The sequence below is a fragment of the Lichenifustis flavocetrariae genome (genome assembly GCF_026130545.1).
In the GTDB taxonomy this organism is placed as follows: Bacteria; Pseudomonadota; Alphaproteobacteria; order Rhizobiales; family Beijerinckiaceae; genus Lichenihabitans; species Lichenihabitans flavocetrariae.
The window spans coordinates 101,115-124,290 of record NZ_JAMOIM010000005.1 but is presented as its reverse complement, the minus strand read 5'-3'; the positions used below and the strand labels follow the sequence as shown (position 1 = coordinate 124,290).

Below are 23,176 nucleotides of genomic sequence, written 5' to 3'. Positions count from 1 at the left end.
GTCAGCGCGGGCCAAGCGTGGCGGTCGATGTCGTCGGCGTTGTCCCCTCGGCGACGTCGCCGCATCGCGCAATCTCCGGACTTCAGAGTTCAGCGCGGCTGGGTGGCAAGCATGGCGGGTCGTTCCCCGACCCTCTCCACCCATCGGGCGAGGCGCGGAGCTGCCTCGCGCCAATCATGCGGATAGCGGAAGTCGATATAAAAAAGCGCGACCGCCGTCGCGATCCGGTCGATCCGCAAAGCTTCGGCGCAGATTATATCGGCTTCCGTTTCAAGACGCGCCAGAGTTCGGGCGATCCGGCGCTCGAGACCCGCGATGACGCCGGGGCTTTGCTCGCCCGCGGGACGCATACGCTCCATCTGGCGGGCGACGCCGGCCTCCATCAGGCCGAGCACCAGGGCCCAGCGGGTCGCGACCTTGAGGTCGGTTGGAATGAGATCGACCCCGGGCGCGAGCGAAGCGAAATAGCCGCAGATGACCCGGCTGTCGAACAACGCGTCGCCGTCTTCGAGCAGAAGCGTGGGGATCTGCCGCAGGGGATTGTGGGCGTCGAGCCATTCGGCCGACCCCACGCTGATCACGCGGTTCTCGACGCTGACGCCGAGTTCCAGAGCAGTCACGAGTGCCATGCGGCCGAACGGTGTGTTCGGCCCGTTCAACAGGATCATGCGAGCCAGGGCTTGAGGGCCTCGCGCACGGCCTTGGCGAGCGGTACCGCGGTCGGCGTGTCGGAATGAATGCAGTAGCACTCCGCCCGCATCGGCAGATCCTTGCCGTTGATCGAAGTGGCGAGGCCCTCCTTGGCCACGCGGACGGCGCGTCGCGCGGCCTCGTCGGGGTCCTTGGCCTCGTGCTCACGGGTGATGATCAACTTGCCCTCGTCGGTATAGTCGAGGTCGGTGTAATATTCGGGAATGAAGGCAAGGCCGCCGCCCTTATAGACCTCCTCGTGAACCGTTCCGGCCATGCCCATGACCGGCACACCGAAGAGCGCGACGGCCTCGGCGATGGCGCCCGCGACAGTCGCGTCGCGGCTGGCGGCACCATAGAGCGCGCCGTGCGGCTTCACGTGGTTGAGCGGCATGCCTTCCAGATCGAGGAAGGTTTTGAGCGCTCCCACCTGATAGACGATGCAGGCGACGAGCTCGTCATGCCCCATCTTCATCTCGCGCCGCCCAAACCCCTGCAAATCCGGGAAGGAAGGATGCGCGCCGACCTTGACGCCATGCTGCTTGGCAAGCCTGACCGTCTTGCGCATGACGCTGGGATCGGACGCATGGAAGCCGCAAGCGACGTTGGCGACATGGATCAACGGCATGATCCCCTCGTCGTCGCCGCAGCGATAGAGCCCGAAGGCCTCGCCCATGTCGCAATTGAGAACAATGGCCATCGAATGCCTCCTCGATGCGGGGTGCTGATGGGCGCCTACGATGACCGAGGAAGGCGCGAGGTCAAATCGGATTGTCGGCGGTTGGCCATCAGGGGAATCGATATCAGCCGCAAACCCGTTTTCTCCCGCTCACGCGGAGGAAGGGATGCGCACTGCTTCTTCGGTTGCCTGGAAGGCGCCCTGCATGAAATCCACGAAGGCCCTTGCGGCCGGCGTCATCGCCTCGTCTCTCAGCCAGACGACGCCGACATCCATGGTCGGCACCGGATCGGCAATGTCCCGAGTGTCGATACGTTGTGCCTCGATCGACCAGGGCCGGTAGACCATGTCGGACAGGATGGTGACGCCGAGCCCCGCGCCCACCATCGAACGGACCGCTTCCACCGAGGAGGTTTCGAAAAGGATCTTGGGGCGATGCCCCGCGATGTCCCAATAGCGCGAGGCGGTGTTCAGCGCCTCGTCGACCGTGAGCGCCACATACGGATAGGCGGCGATGTCTGCCAAGCCCACGCGCTCGCCCTGCAGAAGCGGGTGATCGGCTGGCGCCCAAAGCCGGCGCGCCGAACGGAACAGGGTCTTGGAGGCGAGCCGCGGATCGGACGTGACGTTGGAGGTCAGCAGCAGCGCGATCTCACCGCTACCGCCGATCAGATCCCGCTCGATCGCGCTACGCGCGGCCTCCCGCAGAGTGAATTCGACATGGGGGAAGATGCGGCGGAAACGCAGCAGCAGCGGCGTCAGGAAATAGCCCGCAACCGTATAGGTCAGCGCGATCGCGAGTCGTCCTTGCACCTTGCGCGGGATTTCACCTGAGACGGCCAAAGCCTCGTTGCAGGAGCTGATCACCTTCCGGGCAAGCGGCAGGAAGCGCAGTCCCGCATGGGTCAGCATCACGCCGTTCGACCGCCGTTCGAACAACGGGCCGCCGAGGATCGCCTCCAACTGCTGGATCGACGCCGTCAGGGCCGACTGTGAGATATTGTGCTCGACGGCAGCCCGGCTGATCTGCCCAGCGTCGGCGACCGCCAGAAAGTGTCGGATCTGCTTCAGCGAAAAGCTCACGCGGCCTCAAAGCTCCTGACCGAGGTATCCACTCACTCGATACCACTCTGCGGGGAATTCTATTTTACATCGGCCGTCTCCGTGGCAAGCTCCGCTTACGTTTCGCTGTCGCCGCCGAAGGAATGACACGCATGTCGCTCTCGAAAACTCTCCAGCCGTCAAACGTCAGGCCGTCGAGCCACGTCCTCCGGACCCTCGCCTGTGTCGTCGGCGGCTCGGGGCTTCTGGCGCTTGCCGCCCATGTCGCCGTGCCGTTCTGGCCGGTGCCGATCACCTTGCAGACGCTCGCCGTGCTCGGGCTCGGCGCGATGCTTGGGCCGGCGGTGGCGGTCGGTACGCTGATGGCCTATCTCCTGGAAGGGCTGTGCGGGCTTCCGGTCTTCGCGCACGGCAGCGGTTTTGCCGTCCTGGCGGGTCCCACGGGTGGCTATCTCCTCGGCTATGTGCCGGCCGCGTTTGCGGCAGGGCTTGCGGCCCGGCGGGGATGGCTCGCGAAGCCTCTCTCGGCCTTCACGGCCTTTCTGCTCGCCGACGCGGTCATCTTCGTGCTCGGCGTGGGCTGGCTCGCTGCTCTGTTCGGTTGGGAGAAGGCGGTGGCGGTCGGCTTCACACCCTTTCTGATCGGTGAAGCCCTGAAACTCGCGCTGCTTACAGCCGCCACGCAAATGAAGCGCGCCTGAGCGCTTTTCACCGACCCTGCTCGGTCAGTGCGAAGCGGCGAAGCCGCTGTGGTAATCCATGCAGCGCCGGGGAGCCGGATCGCCGCGCTTCGCTCGCGATGACGACCGTCAGCATACAATTGCTTTAACCGACACGAGGGACCAATGGCCATCACCACCGTCGCGTGCCCCCTGCCGGGAACCTTCTACCGCCGCCCGGCTCCGGATCAGCCGCCCTTCAAGGGCGAGGGCGATGCTGTTTCGGTCGGTGATACGCTTGGCCTCGTGGAGGTGATGAAGTCCTTCACGCCCGTCACGGCCGAAATCGCGGGCACGATCAAGCAGTTTCACGTCGAGGACGAGGATGCCGTGATGGCGGGCCAGCCGCTTCTCGACATCGAGACCTGAGCGGATGGCGCTCAGAAAAATCCTGGTTGCCAACCGGGGCGAGATCGCGGTCCGCATCATCCGGGCGGCGCAAGACCTCGGCCTTGCGACCGTGCAGGTCTATTCCAAGGCCGATGCGGATATGCTTGCCGTCCGGCTGGCCGACGAGGCGGTGGAAATCGGCCCGGCTCATCCGGTCAAATCCTACCTCAAGATCGATGCCATCCTGCAGGCCGCCCGCGACACGGGCGCGGATGCGATCCACCCTGGCTATGGGTTTTTGGCCGAGAACGCCGGTTTCGCCGAAGCCGTCGAGGCCGCCGGCCTCGTCTTCATCGGGCCTACGCCGGAGACGATCCGCACCATGGGCGACAAGGCGGCGGCGCGTGCCAGCGCCCAAGCCGCAGGCGTGCCGGTGGTGCCCGGCAGCGATGGGGTGATCTCGGATCTCGCGACGGCCCCGGCGCTGGCCGAGGCCATCGGCTATCCCGTGATGATCAAGGCGGCGGCGGGCGGCGGCGGGCGCGGCATTCGCGTCGCCCAAGACGCCGACGAGCTCGCGACCCTCCTGCCTCAGGCGAGCCAGGAAGCACGCTCGGCCTTCGGGGACGGTTCCCTTTATCTCGAACGCTTCGTGCCCCGCGCCCGGCATGTCGAGGTGCAGGTGCTCGGCGATGGCCGCACCGCGGTCCACCTGTACGAGCGCGAATGCTCGCTACAACGCCGTCGGCAAAAGGTATGGGAGGAGGCCCCGGCGCGTGCCTTGCCGAACGACGTTCGCGCGGCGCTTTGCGCCTCGGCCGTGCGGCTGGCCGAGGCCTGCCATTACCGTGGCGCCGGCACGCTCGAATATCTCTATGACGATGCGAGCGGCGAGTTCTTTTTCATTGAAATGAACACCCGCATCCAGGTCGAACATCCCGTGACCGAGATGGTCACGGGCATCGATCTCGTCCGCGCGATGATCCGCATCGCCGGCGGCGAGCCGCTTGGGCTCAAGCAATCCGACATCGTGCTGCGCGGTCATGCGATCGAGGTCCGGATCAATGCGGAGGATGCCGCGCGCGACTTCATGCCCAATCCCGGCACGGTGTCGGGCCTGACCGTGCCCGGCGGCTTCGGGGTGCGCTTCGACACGATGCTGTACACCGGTTACACCGTGCCGCCGTTCTACGATTCCTTGCTCGGCAAGCTGATCGTGTGGGATGACACGCGCGAGGGTGCGCTGCTGCGCCTCCGCCGCGCGCTCGCCGAGTTGCAGGTCGAGGGCCTCAAGACGACCGTGCCGCTCCACATGGCGTTGGCCCGCGACCCGGACGTCGCGGCCGGCCGCGTTCACACCCGTTGGCTGGAAGGCTGGCTTCCCACCGCATCGTTCGAAGGCCCATCCCAAGGAGGCGCTGCGCCATGACCTCACGCTATTCCTTCGGCGGTGACGAGCACATCTTCGTCGAGGTCGACGAAGCCATGTCGCTCGACGCCTTCTTCAAAAGCCTCTTCCTGTGCAAGGCGATCCGAGAGGCTGGCATCAAGGGCGTCACCGAGATCTGCCCGGCCAACGCCTCCTTCCAGGTGAAATTCAACCCCGACGTCATCGCGCCGGACGACCTGCTTCGGGAAATCCAGGCCCTGGAGGCCGCGAGCGGCCAAGCCGAGCCGGTGCTGAAGACCCGCATCGTCGAGATGCCGGTTCTGTATAACGACCCCTGGACACACGAGACCCTGATGCGCTTCCGCGAGCGTCACCAGGACCCGACCGGCACCGATCTCGACTACGCCGCCCGGATCAACGGGTACCCGAACGTCACCGACTTCATCGCCGCCCATGCCGGATCGCCCTGGTTCGTCTCCATGGTCGGCTTCGTGGCGGGCCTGCCGTTTCTCTACCAGATGGTCGAGCGCGCGCGGCAGATCGAGACGCCCAAATATCTGCGGCCCCGCACCGATACGCCGAAACTCACGGTCGGGCACGGTGGCTGTTTCGGCGCCATCTATTCCGTGCGCGGCGCGGGCGGCTACCAGATGTTCGGCATCACGCCGATGCCGATCTACGACCCGAAGCAGGAGGTCGGATATCTTCGCGAAGCCATGACCTTCTTCAAGCCAGGCGACATCGTCCGCTACAAGGCGGTCGACCGCGAGGGCTACGACCAGGCGGTGCGCGACGTCGACGCCGGCCGCTTCGACCCGTTGATCCGCCCCGTCACCTTCGACCTGCGCGAGTTCTCGAAAAACCCGACCGCCTACAACCACTCGCTCGAAGGAGTGCTCCATGGCCATTAAGGTCGTCAAACCGGGTCTCGCCACCGCGGTGCAGGACCTCGGCCGGCCCGGCTACTACGATGTCGGGATCCCACTTTCGGGCGCCATGGACCGGTTCGCGGTGCGCTGCGCCAACCTGCTGGTCGGCAACGACGAGGCTGCGGCGGCGCTCGAATGTGTCTTCATGGGGCCGGAGCTCCTGTTCACCGCCGACGCGCTGGTCGCCGTGACGGGCGCGGAACTGCCCCCGAAAGTCGACGGCGTGCCGCAGGCCGGGTGGACGAGCTTCGCCATCAAGGCGGGCCAGACACTCGCCTTCGATTTTCTCAAGCGCGGCGCCCGCGCCTATCTCGCGGTCGCGGGTGGCATTGATGTGCCGCTCGTGCTCGGCAGCCGTTCGACCTATGCGCTGGGCGCCCTTGGCGGATTCGAGGGGCGCGCTTTGAAGGCTGGTGACGAACTGGCGCTCGGCGCTCCAGCCGGTGCGGGCGTGCCCGGCCGCACGGTGCCTGAGGGGCTTCGTCGCGGTGCGATCCCGACCACGACTCTGCGCGTCGTTCCGGGCCTCTACCATCACCGCATCACGCAGGGTTCGGCCGATGCCTTCTTCCGCGACACCTGGAAGGTCGCGCCCGAAGCCGACCGCATTGGCTACCGCTTCCGCGGCGGCCAGCCCCTCACCTTCGTCGAGCGCACGCCGCCCTTCGGGGCTGGTTCCGACCCGAGCAATATCGTCGACAGCTGCTATCCCTACGGGTCCATCCAAGTGCCCGGCGGCACCGAGCCGATCGTCCTTCACCGCGACGCAGTCTCGGGCGGCGGCTATTTCATGCTCGGCACCGTGATCTCCGCCGATATGGATTTCATCGGCCAACTCCAGCCGCATTCCAAGATCCAGTTCGTGCCGGTCACGATGGCGGAAGCGCTGGCGGCCCGACGGGAACGGCAGGCGACGTTGGAGGCCGTGCGGGGACTGCTGGGGCCAGGATAGCGCTGGAACCGAAGTGAAATCCCGCCCTCGCGCAGGAAGGGCGGTAGAATTTTGCTCTTGGATCGCTTCAATTTTGCCTATGGCCTGTCGTCGCGAGCGAAGCATGGCGATCCAGGCCTCCGCGCTGCATGGATTGCCACGGCGGCGTTGCCGCCTCGCAATGACGGCGTGGTGCTCTGCCTCCCATGCGATCACCTTGCCGCGCCGTCGGGTTGAGGGACGCATTTTCTTCCTTCACGGGGACCCACTTTCGTACTCGTCGGCTTGGAAACATCACCGGTTCGTCCCGCAGTGACCAACCGCCAGAACCAAACCAGTTGTTGCGTGGCCATGCGAGACCGGCTCACTATGGCGTAGCAAGGGACGGCTGCTGCCAGGAGGCCATCATGGTGAAGCATCGCGCGTTACGTGCCTCAGTCTTCACCCTCGCGATCATGGCGCTGCTCCCGCCCGCCTTCGCGTCAGATAAAGCGCTGAGCGATTGCGTGTCGCTCGGCGTTGAACGTCGGATCTCAGGCTGCACGTCTTTCATCGCGAGGGGAAAAGCCGTCAAACCCGGCAACCTTGCGATCGCCTATGACAACCGTGGCAGCGCCTATTATGCGAAGGGCGAGTTCGATCGCGCCATCGCGGACGACAACAAGGCTCTCGAACTCAACCCGACCTATGCCATCGCGTTTGGCAATCGGGGCCTCGATTACGAGGCGAAGGGCGAGCATGATCGCGCCATCGCGGACTTCAACCAAGCCATCGCACTCAACCCGACGTTTGCGGTCGCCTACCACAATCGCGGCATCGCCTACGAGGCCAAAGGCGATGGAGACCGTGCGATCGCCGATAACACCAAGGCGATCGACCTCAATCCACGCTTTGCCGATGCGTATAACAACCGGGGTAAGGCTTACGGTGCCAAAGGCGACTACGATCGCGCCATCGTCGATTTTACCAAGGCGATCGCGGTCGATCCAACCCTGGCCCTCGCTTATGGGAACCGAGGCGCGGCTTACGGGGCCAAGGGGGACCACGACCGTGCGATCACCGATGAGAGCAAAGCGATCGAGCTCAATCCACAGAACGCAGTCGCCTACAACAATCGCGGCATTTCCTATGTATCGAGGGGCGCACTCGACAATGCCATAGCGGATTTCACGAGGGCGATTGAACTGAGCCCGACATTTGCTGGTGCCTATATTGATCGCGGCAAAGCCTATGAGGGCAAGGGTGAGTTAGATCGCGCGATTGCGGATGACAGCAAGGCGGTTGAGCTCAATCCGACCTACGCGCTCGCTTTCAGCAATCGGGGCGACGTCGAGGAGGCCAAGGGGGACCATGACCGTGCGATTGCCGATGACAGCAAGGCGATCGAACTCAATCCAGCCTTTGCCGATGCCTTCGAGAATCGTGGCAAGGCTTACGAGGCCAAGGGCGATCTCCTGCATGCGGTTTCGGATTTTCGAAAGATGCACAAACTGGTTCCCGACGATCTCGATGCGAGCGCCAACATTGCCCGCATTGAGCACATGATCGCCGCGAACCCACAGGGCACGGAATCGTCGCCGGCCATCGTCGCTCCGCCAACGGCCGTGGCCACTTCACTCCCGACAGGAGCTGGCGACGAACGACGTGTCGCCCTTGTCTTCGGAAATTCCGATTATTCAGCCGTCGAGGCCTTGCCGAACCCCAAACGCGATGCGGAGAGCATCGCGGCCGCTTTGCGAAACGAAGGCTTCGTCGTCACCATGGCGGTCGACGCCACCAAGGCGCAGATGGTGGCGTCGTTGCGTGAGTTCGAGACCGACGCGGATCGGAGCGATTGGGCTCTCGTGTATTTCGCCGGCCATGGATTGGAGATGGGCGGCCGGAATTATCTCATTCCGGTCGACGCTCACCTCGCGAACGACCGCGACGTCGACGATGAGGCGATCACGCTCGATCGCATCGAGAACGCGGTTGCTGGCGCCGGCAAGCTTCGCCTCGTTTTGCTCGACGCCTGTCGCAACAACCCGTTTGTGGCGCACATGCAGCGGACTGCTGGCATCAGCCGCTCCATCAACCGAGGCCTGAAAAGCGTCGAGCCAGATTCCGGGACGATGGTGGTTTTCGCAACCCGCGCCGCGGACACGGCCGAAGATGGCAATACCGATCATAGTCCCTTCGCGGCGGCTTTTCTGAAAGAGCTTCGCACGCCGGGTCTCGAAGTCCGGCGCTTGTTTGACACGGTGCGGGATGACGTCCTCGACGCGACCGACCACCACCAGATGCCTTTCAGCTACGGCTCGTTGAGTTCGCGCCAGGATTTCTACTTTCTTCCGCCGAAATAGACGGCCGTCGGTGCTCGCTTCGCCGACCCTCACTCACCCACGATCGCAAAGGCACGCACCGGTGAGCCAGAGCCGCCCTTGAACTTGATCGGCACCCCGAAGAACTGAAATTCTCCCTGGCCCAGAAGCGCCTCGAGATTGACCAGCCATTCCCAATGGCTGATGCCGAGATCGCGGCAGAGCCGGTGCTGGGCGAAGATGTTGTCGGTGGGCTTGTCGGTCGAGGGACCCTCGACGCCGTGCATCTTGGAGCCGCGGTCGAAGAGCCATTGCGTGGCTTCCACCGTCAGCAGCGGGTTCTTCCAGACGGAATCGAGCGAGGGGTAGTTGCGGGCGTGAAAACCCGTGCAGAGCAGCACGATATGGCCGTCGACCTTGATGCCGGCCTTGGCCTCGGCCGCATCCATATCGGCGGCTTGGATGTCGCCGAGGTCGGGGATGTGGCGCAGGTCGAAGCAGACGGCTTTGCCGAAGAACAGGTCGAGCGGCATCTCGTCGATGGAGGCGCCTTGAGGCCCGACATGCCGGAAGGCATCCACGTGGGTCCCGACATGATCCAGCATTGCGATGAAATTCGTCTGGAACGTCATGGCGTCGCCGGGCACGCCAAGCCCGAGAGCCTTGCTGCTTTCATGCGTCAGATGGGTGGCGAGCACCGGCCGCTGAAACAGCTTATGGGCCGGCATGTTGTCCTCGACGGTGAGGCTGAGATCGATGACGGGCATCGGGTGCTCCTTTGTGACATGGCCGCGTTTCACACGGCGACGAGGTAAGGGGGGATGCTGTTCGGCCGCGCGATGATGGCTACGATCTTCAACTGGGCGATGCTGCGGCGGCAGGCGGCCTTCAGGTGATCGCGCCACCATTCGGCCGCGGCTGCGGCCGACCCGTTGAGGAGAAGTTCGACGGTCATGCGGAGCTCAGTGAGCGCGGCATCGTCCTGCGGCAGGCCGAGGCGAGCGAGCGAGCGGGTGGCCGCGTCGAGCACACTCATGTTCTGCCGCACCATGGCGCCGAGCGCCGTGTTTGGGGCCGTGGTGACGCAGAGGTCCAGGAATCCACCAAAAAGTGCCGCGGCGTCCGCGTGAGCCGATGGACTGCCCGAAATCTGGCCATGCAGATGCAGGAGCGCGGCGCGATCCACTTTCGGCGCGGCGGACAGGAGCGCCGGCGGCTCCAGAATACTGCGCAGGTCGTAGCAATCCTTGAGGGCATGGGCGGTCAGCGGCCCGGCGATCCATCGTGAACTCTGCGTCTTGCGCAGGAGGCCGCGCTCCTGAAGACGGCCGAGCACGTCGCGGATGACGGTCCGGCTCACGTTGTAGTGGGACGCGACTTCGGCCTCCACCATGCGGAACTCGCCGAAGACCAGACAGGCCGAGACCGCCTGTTCGAGGTCGGCGACGATCCATTCGCCTGAGTTGCGGGTCTGCAGTGCCTCGTCCACCTCGTCCGAGACGACGAGGCCGATGTCCCGCACGTCGGTGCGAAGGGGCGGCACACGGCTTGCCGCGTTGCCGACGAGAAAACCGCGGCCTTCGAAGCGATGAATGAGGTCATCCTCTTCAAGCCGCAGCAGCGCGCGTTGGACGGGAGCCCGACTCGTCTGCAGCACGGCCGCGAGCGGCGCTTCCAGCAGCACGAGCCCCTCCGGCAGGTGCTTACGGGCGATGTTGGCGCGCAGGACACGCTCGACCAGGGCGTAACGCCTCGCAAGCTTCTGCTGCGGGCCGACCGGCTGGGGAACCGGGCTTTCCGGTGAGGCGAGAGGAGCAGGTAAGTGCATTTTGTACACGATAGACGCGGGACAGGAGGCTGAAAAGAGCTGTATAGGCCGCAATTGGCATGTTGCTGTTCTTCTAATCACTGCCGAAAACTTTGGCGTGAGAAGCACACAAAGTGAACTTGCGCACAAAAGACGTTTCTCATAGCGTCTGCCTTGTCGCCGATCGGGCGCAGGGGAGACGTGTCTTTGCCTATGGCTTCGCAGACGGGGCGGAACGAAGGAGCGGTCGGCGGCTCGGTTTTGCGGCTCGATCGGGTCAGCAAGTTCTACGGCGCCAAGGTGGCCCTCGACGACGTCTCACTGACGGTTCCCGACAATGCCTATGTGGCGCTCCTGGGTGCGAGCGGATCCGGCAAGACGGTTCTGCTGCGGACGATCGCCGGTTTCGAGACGCTCGATCGCGGCGTGATCACGCTCAAAGGCAAGCCGGTCAACGAGGTTCCCGCTCACCGTCGCGCCATTGGTTTCGTGTTCCAGAATTTCGCGCTCTTCCCGCATCTGAGCGTGGTCGACAACGTGGCTTTCGGGTTGAAGAATGCGCCGGGCGTGAAGCTCGACGCCCGTGCCATCGACACCAAGGTGCGGGCCATGATCGAGCTCGTGGGTCTCTCGGGACTCGAGGGGCGCGCCGTGACCGCGATCTCCGGCGGCCAGCGCCAGCGTGTGGCCCTGGCGCGCACGCTCGTCACGGAACCGCAACTCGTGCTGCTCGATGAGCCGCTCGGCGCGCTCGACGCCAACCTGCGCAGCCGCATGTGTGGCGAACTGCGCCGCATCCGGGAGCGGCTCGGGGTGACGTTCCTGCACGTGACAGGCAGCGAAACGGAGGCGCTCGCCATGGGCGACCAGGTCATCGTGCTCGACCAGGGTCGCATCGCCCAGATCGGCCAGCCCGATGAGGTCTATACGCGGCCGCTCGATGCCCGGGTGGCGCGCTTCCTCAACTGCTACAACCTCATCGAAGGCCGCGTGGAGGGACGTGGCTTCGCGACCGAGGGGCGCCTGCTCCCCTGTGCCCAGATCGGCCCGGCAGGGGCTGAGATCTATGCGTTGCGGCAGGATCTGATCGAGGTGGCACCCCCCGCCCAAGGACCCAACGAAGGACCGCGCCTGCCCGTGACCTTCGTGGCCAGCGAATATTCGGGGCCTTCCATCACTTCGTTCTTCAAGCTTCCAAGCGGTGCCGTCATCACGGTGGAAAACCATCTGAGCCACCGTGACCCGCAAGTCTTCGAGCCGGGCCGCTCCTACGATCTCACCTGGAAGGTCGACGATGCGCTGATCCTGGCGCGTGGCACCGGAGCCCGGGCATGACGGCCCTTCCCACGACCACAGCGACGGCCGCCGCCGAGGCGTCGTCGAACAAGCGCAGCCGCACACCTTATCTGCTCATCGCGCCCGGCGTGATCTGGATGTTGTTGTTCTTGGTGCTGCCGATCCTGATGATGGTCTATGTCTCGTTCTGGACGCAGACGACCTTCAAGATCGAGCCGATCCTCACGACGAAGAGCTGGCAGACGTTCTTCGCCAGCGACACCTATCTCGGCGCGCTCTGGACCACGGTTCGCATCTGGCTGATCGTCCTGGCCGCGACCCTGCTGGTCGGCTATCCGACGGCGCTGTTCGTCGGTCTCTTCGTCCGCAACAAGACCACCGCGACGGCGCTTCTCGTGCTCTGCGTCATCCCCTTCTGGACCTCGTTCCTGATCCGCGTGCTGGCCTGGCGGCCTATGCTCGGCAAGGAAGGGGCGATCAACATCATCCTCCAGCACCTGCACATCGTCTCGCAGCCGATCGACGCGTTGCTGTTCACGGAACTCTCCGTCGTGATCGGCATGACGCAGATCTACTGTGTCTTCATGGTGGGCCCGATCGCCTTCATGCTGGGCCGCATCGACCCGAGCCTGATCGAGGCCGCACGCGACCTTGGTGCGGGTTTCGGACGCATCTTCCGGACCATCATCTTTCCCTTGAGCCTGCCGGGTGTGGTGGTGGGCGCGATTTTCGTCTCCGTGATGGTGCTGGGCGAGTTTGCGACCGCGGCGGCCTTGTCGGGCCGCAAGGTGAACCTGCTCGGCAACATCATCGTCACCCAGGTCGGCTCGCTCAAATGGGCCTTCGCGGCGGTAGCGGGTGTGGTGCTGACGGTGATCATGGGCGTGGTGGTGGCGGCACTGTTGCGCCTCGTCGATCTCAAGCGGGAGCTCTAAGCCGATGCATGCGCCCGTCCTGAAGCCGATCCTCGCGGTCTACACGGCCCTGTTCCTTCTCTTCCTCTATGGGCCGCTGCTCGTCCTCGCGATTCTGTCGTTCCAATCGGGACCAGAGGGCGGCCCGCAATTCCCCATCGTCGAATGGTCGACCTATTGGTATCGCGACCTTTTCGGCCTCAATCCGCCCTCGCGTATCGCGCCGCTGCCGATCAGCGACGGCCTTGTCCGCTCTCTCGCGCTCGCGCTGATGACCACCGTGGTCTCGACGGTGCTGGGCGTCATGTCGGCCCAGGCCTTTCGGCAGAAATTCACCGGTTCTGGATTCGTCTTCTACCTCATCGTGCTCGGCATGATGGTGCCGGGGGTTCTGGTCGGTCTCGGCACGGCGCTGCTCGCCAACAGCTTCGGGATCGACCGGCACTGGTGGGGCACGGCTTTCGTGCTGCACGTGGTCTACACCTTCCCGTTCGCATTCCTCGTGATGCTGGCGATCTTCAACCGCTTCGACCCAACGATCGAGGAGGCGGCCTGGTCACTCGGTGTTCCGCCCGGCCGCACCTTCCGCAAGGTGACGTTTCCGCTGATCTTCCCGGGGGTGCTCTCGGCGATGCTGTTCTGCTTCACGCTCTCCTACGACGAATTCGCCCGCACGCTCTTCGCCTCGGGCCGCGACCTGACGTTGCCGCTCGCGATCTACGGGACTTTCGCGGTTGAAATCCATCCGAACATCTTCGCCTTCGGGGTGCTGACCACCCTGTTTTCGCTCGCGCTCCTCGGGATCTACGCGATCCTGATGAGCCTGTCGGTCCGCCGCGCCCAGCGCGTGCTCGTGCAGGAGGAAGCCTGATGGCCGACAAGGGTGTGGCAATCATCACCGGCGGAGGCTCTGGCATCGGCCTCGCGGTCGCCCAACGGCTCTCACGCGATGGTTTCGCAGTCGTGGTGAACGATTTTGTGGCCGATCGGGCCGACGCGGCCGCCGCGTCGATCGTCAGCGCGGGTGGCACCGCCAAGGCCATCGGCGGCGACGTGTCGAGCGAGGCCGATGTCGCGGCGCTGGCCAGGCTCGCCGAAACACTCGGCCCCTGCGCGGTGCTGGTCAACAATGCCGGCTTCGTGCATCAGGCGCGCTTCACCGACCTCACCCCGGCCGATTTCGACCGCATATTCGCGGTCCATGTGCGCGGCACATTCCTCTGCACGAGCGCCGTGCTGCCCGGCATGCTGGAGCGGGGGCGGGGCGCCGTCATCAACATGGCGTCGCAATTGGGCCAGATCGGCGGGATTGAGCTCGTCCACTACAGCGCCGCCAAGGCGGCCATCATCGGCCTCACCAAATCGCTCGCCCGCGAGGTCAGTGCGCAAGGCGTCAGGGTCAACGCCGTGGCGCCCGGCCCGATCAACACGCCGTTGGTCCGGGCCCTGTCGGAAGACTGGCGCCGCGCCAAGGCGGCCGAATTGCCGCTCGGCCGCTTCGGCGAGCCCGACGATATTGCCGGCACCGTCTCGTTCCTGGCTTCCGATGACGCGAAGATCTACGTCGGCCAGACGCTTGGGCCGAATTCCGGCGACGTGATGCTGTGAGCCCAGATCGCTTCACACCGATCTTCATGCTGAGGTGGCCGCGGGGCGGCCGTATCGCATTCTTCCTCGGAGGAACACCATGCCGACAGTTCTGATTACGGGCGCCGGGATCGGCATTGGTCGCTCGGCGGCGCTGAGCTTCGCCAAAGCCAGTTACCGCGTCATCGTCACCGACATCCTCGACGCCGGCCAGGGTGTGGTGGACCAGATCTTAGCGGCTGGAGGCCAGGCCGAATTCCACAAGCTCGATGTGCGCTCGACCGAAGAGGCCGAGCGGATCGTCACCGATGTCGAAGATCGCTTCGGTGCGCTCGACTGCATCCTGGCCAATGCAGGTATCGCGCATCGCGTGCCGCTCGACAAATTGACCGACGAAAAATGGGACACCACGCTCGACATCGACCTCAAGGGCATGTTGCGCGTCATCCGTCCCGCCGTCCCTGGCATGAAGCGGGCCGGCAAGGGCTCGATCATCTGTCTCTCGTCGATCATGGGGGTCGCCTATGGCTGGGACGAGCACGTTCATTATTCGGCCGCCAAAGCCGGCGTTGTCGGTCTCGTGCGGGGCTTGGCCGTGGAACTCGCGAAATCGGGCATCCGCGTGAACGGCATCGCGCCCGGCTACATCCGCACCGCGCAATTGCTGTCGGAGGAGCATTCGTTGGGGCCGGCGGGTGCGGAAGCGGCCGGCGCCTTCATCCCCATGGGGCGGATCGGTGAGCCCGAGGAGATCGCCGATGTGGCACTTTTCCTCGCCTCGCATGCGGCCCGCTACCTCACGGGTCAGGTCATCGTGGTCGACGGGGGACTGTTGGTCGGCCGCTATTGAGACGCATCATCAATCATCGAACGGGAGCTGGAACCAATGATCGACAAGCTTGATCTCGACCGCCGCACGCTGCTGAAAGGCACGGCGGGCGCCATGGCACTGGCGCTTGGGGGCGGCACGCCGTTCCTCTCCTCGACGCGCGCCTATGCGGCGGCGGGCGACCTCGCCAAGGAGCAGTTGCGCACGATCGGCCTCAGCGTCACCGTGCAGGACCGCATCCTGGCCGACTTCAAGAAAGCCTCGGGTGTCGGCTCGACCTCCGGGACGGCCGCGACCTTCCCGGATGCGCAGACCAAGATCCTGTCGGGATCGAAGGACTACGACTGCTGGGAGACCATCGGCGAGCGCTTGCCGGCCGTTGTACAGACCAACAATATCGAGGCGGTTCCAGTCGCTTCAATTAAGAACTGGGCAAATATCCGAGAGACCTTCACCAAGCCCAGTCCGAAATGGGACAAGTCGGCGCAAATCGTCGGGCAGATCTGGGCCGACGATGCCCAGACGAAGCTCTGGATGGTGCCTGCCGTCTATAACTACGATTCGATCGGCTACAATCCGGATGTGCTGAGCGCCGAAGAGGCCAACACCTGGACAGCCATCTTCGACCCCAAATTCAAGGGCAAGTCCGGCCTCAACACCGACCCGTTGATCGCCTTCGGCCAGGCCCTGTTGGCCATGACCTCCCTGAAACTGCTCGACGTGAAGAATCCCGGCAACCCCACCAAGGAAGAAGTCGAGGAGGGGGCCAAGTTCCTGGTGTCCAAGAAGAAGGACGGGCAGTTCCGCGCGCTGTGGGGTGATTTCGGCGAACTCGTGAACCTGCTTGCGTCGGGTGAGATGGTCGTGTGCGACGCTTGGCAGCCGGCCGTCATGGCCGTCAAGGCGCAAGGGAAAGCCTGCAAATATGCGGTGCCGAAGGAAGGCTACCGCGCCTGGGCGATCGGCCCGGCCATGATGGCCGGCACACCCAACAAGGATGCTGTCGCGAGCTATGCCGACTTCTGGCTGTCGGGCGAGCCGGGCATCACGGTGTCGGAGCAAGGCTATTACTCACCATCGACCAATATCCAGAAGGTGATGAACCCTGACAAATATGCCTTCTGGTACGAGGGCAAGCCCTGGAAGGGGGCGGGCGAGCGCGGCATCAAGGAAGGCGATCTGCGCGACGGCGGCTCGCTGACCGAGCGCGCCGCCCACGTGGCCTACTGGCATCAGTGGCCCGACCAGTACGATCTCGTCATCCAGAAGTGGGACGAGTTTTTGAGCGCCTAATGCCGATTCTCCCCTCTCCACAAGGGAGAGGGGAATGCCGGGAAGCTCAGCTGAGATGTGTGAAGGCCGTCGCCGCAAGCGGGCGAAGGGTGGCCGGTCGAATCTGATGAAGCTTGGTATAACGCGTCCATTCCCTTCTCCCGTTCGCTGGGGAGAAGGGATGCCCGAGAGTGATTGAGAACGAACGTGCCCCATGACCTCGAACTGATCGGCGTCGGCAAGACCTACGACAATGGCGCGCCGGCCGTGATCGACTTCAACCTGAATGTCGAGAAGGGGGAGTTCATCGCCTTTCTGGGCCCGTCGGGCTGCGGCAAGTCGACGACCTTGCGCATGATCGCAGGGTTCGAGGACATCACGATCGGCGACATCTTCATCAAGGGCAAGCGGATCAATGATCTGCCGCCGGAGCGCCGGCCCACCTCGATGATCTTCCAGAGCTATGCCCTGTTTCCGCACATGAGCGTACGGCGCAATGTCGGCTATGGGCTCGACGTGAAAGGCATGGCGAAGCGGGAACGCGATGCCAAGGTCGAGCGTATCCTGGATACCCTTGGCTTGACCGATATCGCCGACCAGAGGCCCGACCGTCTTTCGGGCGGGCAACGTCAGCGGATCGCGCTCGCCAGGGGTCTCGTGGTCGAGCCCGACATCCTGCTGCTCGACGAGCCGCTCGGCGCCCTCGACGCGAACCTGCGGAAGGCGATCCAGGCCGAGCTCAAGCTCCTGCAGATCAACCTCGGCATCACCTTCATCTTCGTCACGCACGCGCAGTCCGAGGCGCTCACGATGTCGGATCGCATCGTGGTGATGAGCAACGGCCGCATCGAGCAGATCTCGACCCCGCGCGACCTCTACACTCGGCCGAAGAGCCGCTTCGTGGCCCAGTTCATCGGTCGCAATACGATCCTGCCCGGTACGCTGACGGCGGCGAACGACGGCTTTGGCGAGGTGCAGACCACCCATGGCCGCTTCCGCGGTGTGCCCGAAGGCAAGATCGCGCCCGGCGCCGCAGCGGCTCTCGTGGTGCCGGCCGAAGCCTTTACGATGCTGCCGATCGGCGGAGGGGCCTCTGCCGGTGTTGGCAACACGCTCGATGCGCGCATCGAGAGCCGCGACGTGGTCGGGCCGATCATCCGCTTCCAACTCCTGGTCGAGGGCGGCCAGTCCGTTGCACTTGAAGGTCACATGGAGCATTACGCGAATGGCTTCCCGGCGGGGTCGCCAGTGCGCGTGTCCTGGGATGCCGCCAAGGCGACGATTATCCCGGTGGCCGCATGACCGGTGCGCCTGACTTCACCGGCCGCTCGGCCCTGCAGATCGCTGCCGTCCTGGCGGCCGGCACGGTCGATGCCGTGGCCGTCGCTGATGCGACGCTGAAGGGCATCGCGGATTGTCCCGACAAGGCCGTCTTCACCGCCACCATGCTTGAGCGTGCGCGGCGCGAAGCCGCAGCCTCCGCTGTGCGGCACCGTGATGGACGTCCGCTGAGCCTCCTTGACGGTGTGCCGGTCGCTTGGAAGGACCTGTTCGACCTGCAAGGCGAAGTGACCCGTGCAGGCTCGCTCGTGCTCGACGATGGCGCGGCGGACGCGGATGCGGCGTTGGTGACCCGGCTGGCCGAGGCCGGCATGGTCACGGTCGGCAAGGTCAACATGACCGAATTCGCCTATTCGGGGCTCGGCCTCAATCCGCACTACGGCACGCCGGTCAATCCGTGGAGCCGTGACGAGCCGCGTGCGCCTGGCGGGTCCTCGTCGGGCTCCGCCGTCGCGGTGGCGCTAGGTCTCGTGCCGATTGCCATCGGCTCCGACACGGGTGGCTCCGTCCGCATCCCGGCCGCCTTCAACGGCGTGATCGGCTACAAGTCGTCCGGCGGCCGTTGGCCCCTAGCGGGCGGCTTCCCTCTGTCGCGGACGCTCGACACGGCGGGCGTGCTGTGTCGCAGCGTCGTCGATGCGGTTCTGGTGGATGCGGCGGCGCGCGGCCTCGCGGCCCCCGATCTTCGTCGCGGCAGCCTGAAAGGCTTGCGGCTGATCGTGCCAACCAATGTGATCTGGGACGGGATCGAGCCCGCCGTTGCGCAGAATTTCGAAGCGGCGCTCGCCCGCATGGTTCTGGCTGGGGCGATTGTCGACCGCCGCGTCCTGCCATCACTCGACGCGGTCCTGGCGCTGAGCGCCAAGCACGGCGCCCTGGCGGCCTTGGAGGCTTACGATCTTCACAAGGAACGCCTCGCCACGGAGGCGCCTCACCGCATGGACCGCCGTGTCGTCGCGCGTCTCAGGGCGGGAGCCGCGATCGGGGCCGCGGCCGAGGCCACGATTCGCGCGGCACGCCCACAGATGATCGCCGAATTGGCTCCCATTTTCGACGGCAGCACGCTGATCGCCTTTCCCACGGTGCCGCATGTTGCGCCCAAGATCGCGGCGCTCGAAGCCGATGACGACCTCTTCGTCGCAACCAACCTCAAGACGTTGCGCAACACGCTCATCGGTAACTTTCTCGATTGGTGCGGCGTCTCGATCCCGACCGGCTTCGACGCGTCGGGCCTGCCGACCGCTCTCCTGCTGTCGGGTGGCCCGGGCCGCGATGACCATCTGCTCGCGACGGCCCTGGCGGCCGAACCCGTGATCCGGGACGCGACGCACCAAACCGATCCGCGCTGAAGAGCAGGGGACCGGACACAACACGGCTGAGAGGAAAGGACCCACAATGGCCAAGGAAATTCTATGCGGCTTCGGCGTCGACGTCGACGCGGTCGCGGGCTGGCTCGGCTCATATGGTGGCGAGGACTCGCCGGACGATATCTCGCGCGGCCTGTTCGCCGGCGAAGTCGGCAGCCCGCGCCTGCTGAAAATGTTCGACAGGCTCGGCATCAAGACCACCTGGTTCATCCCCGGCCACTCGATCGAGACCTTTCCCAAGGAAATGAAGGCGGTGGCTGATTCAGGCCACGAGATCGGCATCCATGGCTACACCCATGAAAACCCGATCGCGATGACGCGCGAGCAGGAAACCGAGATCCTCGACAAGTGCATCGATCTCGTCACGCAACTCTCGGGCAAACGACCGACCGGCTATGTCGCGCCCTGGTGGGAATTCTCGACCGTGACCAACGAGCTGCTGCTCGAACGCGGCATCAAATACGACCATTCGCTGATGCACCACGACCATCAGCCCTATTACGTCCGGGTGGGCGATAGCTGGACCAAGATCGATTATTCCAAGAAGCCGTCCGAATGGATGGTGCCGCTGAAGCGCGGCCAGGAGACGGACCTCATCGAGATTCCGGCGAGCTGGTATCTCGATGACCTGCCGCCGATGATGTTCATCAAGAAGGCGCCGAACAGCCACGGCTTCGTCAACCCGCGCGATATCGAGCAGATGTGGCGGGACCAGTTCGACTGGGTCTACAAGGAATATGACTACGCCGTGTTTCCGATGACCATCCACCCGGATGTCTCCGGTCGACCCCACGTTCTGATGATGCTGGAGCGCCTCTACGAGCATATGAGTTCGCACGCGGGCGTCAGATTCGTCACCATGAACGAGATGGCCGACGACTTCGCCAAGCGCTCCCCGCGCCATAAATAGCCCATGTGTGCGCTCTGCGGTGTTCTCGGCGGGTCGGAGCACTGGGCCGACGCCCATGCACGGCCCGGCGCCTTCACGCGCAACACGAGCCCGCTCGAACGCCGCCGCGAGCGCGCCCGGCGCGTCACCGAAGCCAATCGCATCCTCGGCCATTTCGGGCTGGGGCTGTCGGATTGGCAGGGCACGGCCTTCCAGCTGTCGACCCGAACCGGCAAGACGGAGCTCGTCGACAACCTGAGCCACCTTTGGGCGGCAGCGGAAAAGCTGCTCGGCCGGCCGGTCGACCCGCTCGATCCGGGTCTGCTCGCGAGGCTGGAGCGGCGCGCATGAGCGACTATCCCGACTTCACCCCCGTGATCCTCCTCACCGGCTTCCTCGGCTCCGGCAAGACGACGCTTCTCGCCCGCCTCCTGAAGGACCCCGCCCTCGGTGACACCGCTGTCCTGATCAATGAATTCGGTGAAGTCGGGCTCGATCATCACCTGCTTGACCGTATCGACGACCAGATGGTGCTGCTGTCCTCGGGGTGTCTTTGCTGCACCATCCGGGGCGAGTTGGCGGAGGCCATCAAGGCGCTGCACTCGAAGCGCGCGCGCGGCGAGGTGCCGCCCTTTCGCCGCATCGTGGTGGAATCGACAGGCCTTGCCGATCCGCTACCCGTGATCGCCACGATCACGGCCGATCCCGTGTTGAAGCATCACTTCCGCATGGGCGCGGTCGTCACCACGGTCGATGCCGTGAACGGTCGCGATCAACTGGCTCGTCAGCCGGAAAGCGTCACCCAGGCGGCCGTGGCCGACCGTCTCGTCCTGACCAAGACGGACCTCGCCGACACAGCCACGACGGATGCCACGATCGACGCTTTGCGGGCGCTCAATCCCGATGCGCCCCTCCACCGTGCCGCCACCGATCCCCTCGATGCCACTGCGCTGCTGAGCGATCGACCGGCGCTGACAACGGCTCTCGAAGGGTTCCGCTGCGTCGCGGCACCCGATCTCGCTGCGCCCGCGCATCTTGCGGCCATCGCCTCCTTCGCTCTCGTCTTCGAGGCGTCGATCGACTGGACGCTGTTCGGTCTCTGGCTCACCATGCTGCTCAATCGGCACGGCAGCGCCATCCTGCGGGTCAAGGGTCTGCTCAACGTCGAGGGCTCGGAGACGCCGGTGGCCATCCACGGCGTGCAGCAACTGGTGCATGTGCCGACCCACCTGGCGGCCTGGCCCAATCCTGATGATCGCCGCTCCCGCCTCGTCTTCATCACCCGCGGCCTCGACCCCGCTCTGATCGAACGTTCGATGCAGGCCTTCGGTCTCAAGCCTGCCCGTGCTCCGATGGCGGCGGCGTGAGAGCACGCGGCATGGGCGACTCCCGTCCGCATTTGCGCGTGCTCGGGACCGAGATCACGCTGATCGAGCCCCTGCGCCGCATGGCCGAGGAGGAGCTCGGCCTCTCGCTGTCCTTCGAAGTGCTCGATTTCATGTCGGCGCAGCGCAAGGCGGCGCTGGAGCCTGACAGTTTCGACATCTACGACCAGTGCTTTCACAACCTGGACATCGTCTGGTTCTGGCGGGCGATCCAGCCGATCGAGCTCGCGCGGATCACGCGCTGGCCGGAGATGAGCCCGCTCACCACGCAGGGGCGGATCAGTCCGCTCGCCTCGTTCGGGCGTGGCGAGAACCCGGTGCGCATGCTTTATGTCCAGCCCGACCTGTCGCTCGCCGAGCGCGAGACGTCCCGCATCAGCATGTTGCCGACGGTGCACAATCTCGACGCCTTCGCGTATGCGCCCGATCTGTTCGCGAGCCGCGCGGTCGACGAGGTCAGCTGGGCCTGGCTGTTCGATCCGGAGGTGAAGGGCCGGCTGTTTCTTGTGGACGAGCCGGGGATCGGCGTCTTTGACGCGGCGCTCGCCTTTGAGGCGCGCGGCGAAATCGGCTTCCAGGATATCGGCAATATGACGATAGCCGAGATCGACGCCCTCATGGCCCTGCTGTGGGCCCGCAGGAAAGAGGGAATGTTCGCCGGCCTGTGGCAAACCGCCCAGCAGGCGGCCGATGCGATGCTGGCGGGCCGCGCCGGCATCGGCAGCATGTGGTCGCCCGGTGCGGCACGGCTGCGGCAGGCCGGGCGCGCGGTGATCGAAGCCGTCCCGCGCGAGGGCTATCGGGCCTGGCACAGCGGCATGTGCCTGTCGTCGCGCCTGAGCGGACCGCTTCTCGATGCCGCCTATCGCTATCTCAATTGGTGGCTCGATGGACAACCCGGGGCCCTCTTGGCGCGGCAGGGCTTCTATATGTCGGTCCCGGGACCTGTGCGAAACGCCATGATGCCGGCCGAATGGGACTATTGGTACGGCGGCAAGGCTGCCTCCGTCGATATCTCGGGCATCGACGGTCGCCCGATGGTGGCGGCCGGCACATCGCGTCCCGGTGGCTCCTACTGGCAGCGGGCCGAGCACATCAACGTGTGGAACACGACCATGGACGAATACAACTACCTCGCCCGCCACTGGTCGCAATTCGCCGAGACCTTTGCGTGATTCACGCCGGATGAGGCGTGACGAAAGCTGCCGGAGATGGCGGCTTTGTCGAGCCAGGACGAGGCTGTCTCGCGAAACGCCTACCGGTTCTTTTCGCTCGCGGCCGATGTCGGGATGACCAGTCCGTGAAGGATCCAGTGGCCGTGGACGGCATACCGAAGCGCAGGCTGTTGCCTTGCGAGCAGGCCGAATCTTGAGCGCATTGCGGACTCCCGATGACACAAGAACGGCACTCACCCGATCGGGGGATGCCGAGCCGCGAGAAATGCTGTTCCATTTTCCGC

Annotated in this window: 23 protein-coding genes; 18 read left to right on the top strand and 5 right to left on the bottom strand. The window is 64.9% G+C overall.

Annotated features, from left to right (window positions below):
* Positions 1 to 89: 89 nt before the first annotated feature.
* The 3 genes from M8523_RS09755 to M8523_RS09745 form a co-directional block, all read right to left on the bottom strand.
* Entirely contained in the window at positions 90 to 668 is a 579-nt protein-coding gene (locus M8523_RS09755) for a glutathione S-transferase family protein (protein WP_282584671.1), read from the bottom strand.
* Positions 665 to 1,390 carry a LamB/YcsF family protein gene (locus M8523_RS09750; RefSeq protein ID WP_282584670.1) on the bottom strand — a complete coding sequence of 242 codons (726 nt, stop codon included), beginning with the start codon at positions 1,388 to 1,390 and terminating at the stop codon, positions 665 to 667. The genes M8523_RS09755 and M8523_RS09750 overlap by 4 nt, the downstream gene beginning before the upstream one ends.
* A gap of 129 nt (positions 1,391 to 1,519) precedes the next feature.
* A complete protein-coding gene (locus tag M8523_RS09745; protein WP_282584669.1) occupies positions 1,520 to 2,452 on the bottom strand; it encodes a LysR family transcriptional regulator in 933 nt (310 codons plus the stop codon).
* 131 nt (positions 2,453 to 2,583) lie between these two features.
* Here M8523_RS09745 and M8523_RS09740 point away from each other — a divergent pair, with 131 nt between their 5' ends.
* From M8523_RS09740 to M8523_RS09715, 6 genes are all read left to right on the top strand, one after another.
* Positions 2,584 to 3,132: a biotin transporter BioY gene (locus M8523_RS09740; RefSeq protein ID WP_282584668.1), complete on the top strand. Its 549-nt coding sequence runs from the start codon at positions 2,584 to 2,586 to the stop codon at positions 3,130 to 3,132.
* Between the two features lie 144 nt (positions 3,133 to 3,276).
* Positions 3,277 to 3,519: an acetyl-CoA carboxylase gene (locus M8523_RS09735; protein WP_282584667.1), complete on the top strand. Its 243-nt coding sequence runs from the start codon at positions 3,277 to 3,279 to the stop codon at positions 3,517 to 3,519.
* Between the two features lie 4 nt (positions 3,520 to 3,523).
* A complete protein-coding gene (locus M8523_RS09730) occupies positions 3,524 to 4,909 on the top strand; it encodes an acetyl-CoA carboxylase biotin carboxylase subunit (protein ID WP_282584666.1) in 1,386 nt (461 codons plus the stop codon).
* Positions 4,906 to 5,781, top strand: a complete 876-nt coding sequence (locus M8523_RS09725; RefSeq protein WP_282584665.1) for a 5-oxoprolinase subunit B family protein — start codon at positions 4,906 to 4,908, stop codon at positions 5,779 to 5,781. The genes M8523_RS09730 and M8523_RS09725 overlap by 4 nt, the downstream gene beginning before the upstream one ends.
* Positions 5,771 to 6,751 (top strand): 5-oxoprolinase subunit C family protein, encoded by a 981-nt coding sequence (locus M8523_RS09720; RefSeq protein WP_282584664.1) that lies wholly within the window; start codon positions 5,771 to 5,773, stop codon positions 6,749 to 6,751. Before M8523_RS09725 ends, M8523_RS09720 begins: the two co-directional genes overlap by 11 nt.
* A gap of 386 nt (positions 6,752 to 7,137) precedes the next feature.
* Positions 7,138 to 9,072 carry a tetratricopeptide repeat protein gene (locus tag M8523_RS09715; protein WP_282584663.1) on the top strand — a complete coding sequence of 645 codons (1,935 nt, stop codon included), beginning with the start codon at positions 7,138 to 7,140 and terminating at the stop codon, positions 9,070 to 9,072.
* 29 nt (positions 9,073 to 9,101) lie between these two features.
* On the opposite strand, the gene M8523_RS09710 is transcribed toward M8523_RS09715, so the two are convergent.
* Both M8523_RS09710 and M8523_RS09705 read right to left on the bottom strand, forming a co-directional pair.
* A complete protein-coding gene (locus M8523_RS09710) occupies positions 9,102 to 9,797 on the bottom strand; it encodes a cyclase family protein (RefSeq protein WP_282584662.1) in 696 nt (231 codons plus the stop codon).
* Between the two features lie 29 nt (positions 9,798 to 9,826).
* Entirely contained in the window at positions 9,827 to 10,858 is a 1,032-nt protein-coding gene (locus M8523_RS09705; RefSeq protein ID WP_282584661.1) for a GntR family transcriptional regulator, read from the bottom strand.
* Between the two features lie 192 nt (positions 10,859 to 11,050).
* On the opposite strand from M8523_RS09705, the gene M8523_RS09700 reads away from it, so the two are divergent.
* From M8523_RS09700 to M8523_RS09645, 12 genes are all read left to right on the top strand, one after another.
* Positions 11,051 to 12,172, top strand: coding sequence for an ABC transporter ATP-binding protein (locus tag M8523_RS09700; protein WP_282584660.1), 1,122 nt, complete (start codon positions 11,051 to 11,053; stop codon positions 12,170 to 12,172).
* Positions 12,169 to 13,068, top strand: coding sequence for an ABC transporter permease (locus M8523_RS09695; protein WP_282584659.1), 900 nt, complete (start codon positions 12,169 to 12,171; stop codon positions 13,066 to 13,068). The genes M8523_RS09700 and M8523_RS09695 overlap by 4 nt, the downstream gene beginning before the upstream one ends.
* Positions 13,069 to 13,072: 4 nt before the next feature.
* A complete protein-coding gene (locus tag M8523_RS09690) occupies positions 13,073 to 13,918 on the top strand; it encodes an ABC transporter permease (RefSeq protein WP_282584658.1) in 846 nt (281 codons plus the stop codon).
* Positions 13,918 to 14,655, top strand: coding sequence for an SDR family NAD(P)-dependent oxidoreductase (locus M8523_RS09685; RefSeq protein WP_282584657.1), 738 nt, complete (start codon positions 13,918 to 13,920; stop codon positions 14,653 to 14,655). Before M8523_RS09690 ends, M8523_RS09685 begins: the two co-directional genes overlap by 1 nt.
* A gap of 79 nt (positions 14,656 to 14,734) precedes the next feature.
* Positions 14,735 to 15,484 (top strand): SDR family NAD(P)-dependent oxidoreductase, encoded by a 750-nt coding sequence (locus M8523_RS09680; protein ID WP_282584656.1) that lies wholly within the window; start codon positions 14,735 to 14,737, stop codon positions 15,482 to 15,484.
* A gap of 36 nt (positions 15,485 to 15,520) precedes the next feature.
* A complete protein-coding gene (locus M8523_RS09675) occupies positions 15,521 to 16,756 on the top strand; it encodes an ABC transporter substrate-binding protein (protein ID WP_282584655.1) in 1,236 nt (411 codons plus the stop codon).
* Between the two features lie 186 nt (positions 16,757 to 16,942).
* Entirely contained in the window at positions 16,943 to 18,037 is a 1,095-nt protein-coding gene (locus M8523_RS09670; RefSeq protein WP_282584654.1) for an ABC transporter ATP-binding protein, read from the top strand.
* Positions 18,034 to 19,425 (top strand): amidase, encoded by a 1,392-nt coding sequence (locus M8523_RS09665; protein WP_282584653.1) that lies wholly within the window; start codon positions 18,034 to 18,036, stop codon positions 19,423 to 19,425. Before M8523_RS09670 ends, M8523_RS09665 begins: the two co-directional genes overlap by 4 nt.
* A gap of 46 nt (positions 19,426 to 19,471) precedes the next feature.
* Positions 19,472 to 20,353: a polysaccharide deacetylase family protein gene (locus M8523_RS09660; RefSeq protein WP_282584652.1), complete on the top strand. Its 882-nt coding sequence runs from the start codon at positions 19,472 to 19,474 to the stop codon at positions 20,351 to 20,353.
* Positions 20,354 to 20,356: 3 nt separating this feature from the next.
* A complete protein-coding gene (locus tag M8523_RS09655; protein ID WP_282584651.1) occupies positions 20,357 to 20,683 on the top strand; it encodes a hypothetical protein in 327 nt (108 codons plus the stop codon).
* Entirely contained in the window at positions 20,680 to 21,699 is a 1,020-nt protein-coding gene (locus tag M8523_RS09650) for a CobW family GTP-binding protein (RefSeq protein ID WP_282584650.1), read from the top strand. Before M8523_RS09655 ends, M8523_RS09650 begins: the two co-directional genes overlap by 4 nt.
* Before the next feature lie 11 nt (positions 21,700 to 21,710).
* Positions 21,711 to 22,892, top strand: a complete 1,182-nt coding sequence (locus tag M8523_RS09645; protein WP_282584649.1) for an ABC transporter substrate-binding protein — start codon at positions 21,711 to 21,713, stop codon at positions 22,890 to 22,892.
* Positions 22,893 to 23,176 lie beyond the last annotated feature (284 nt).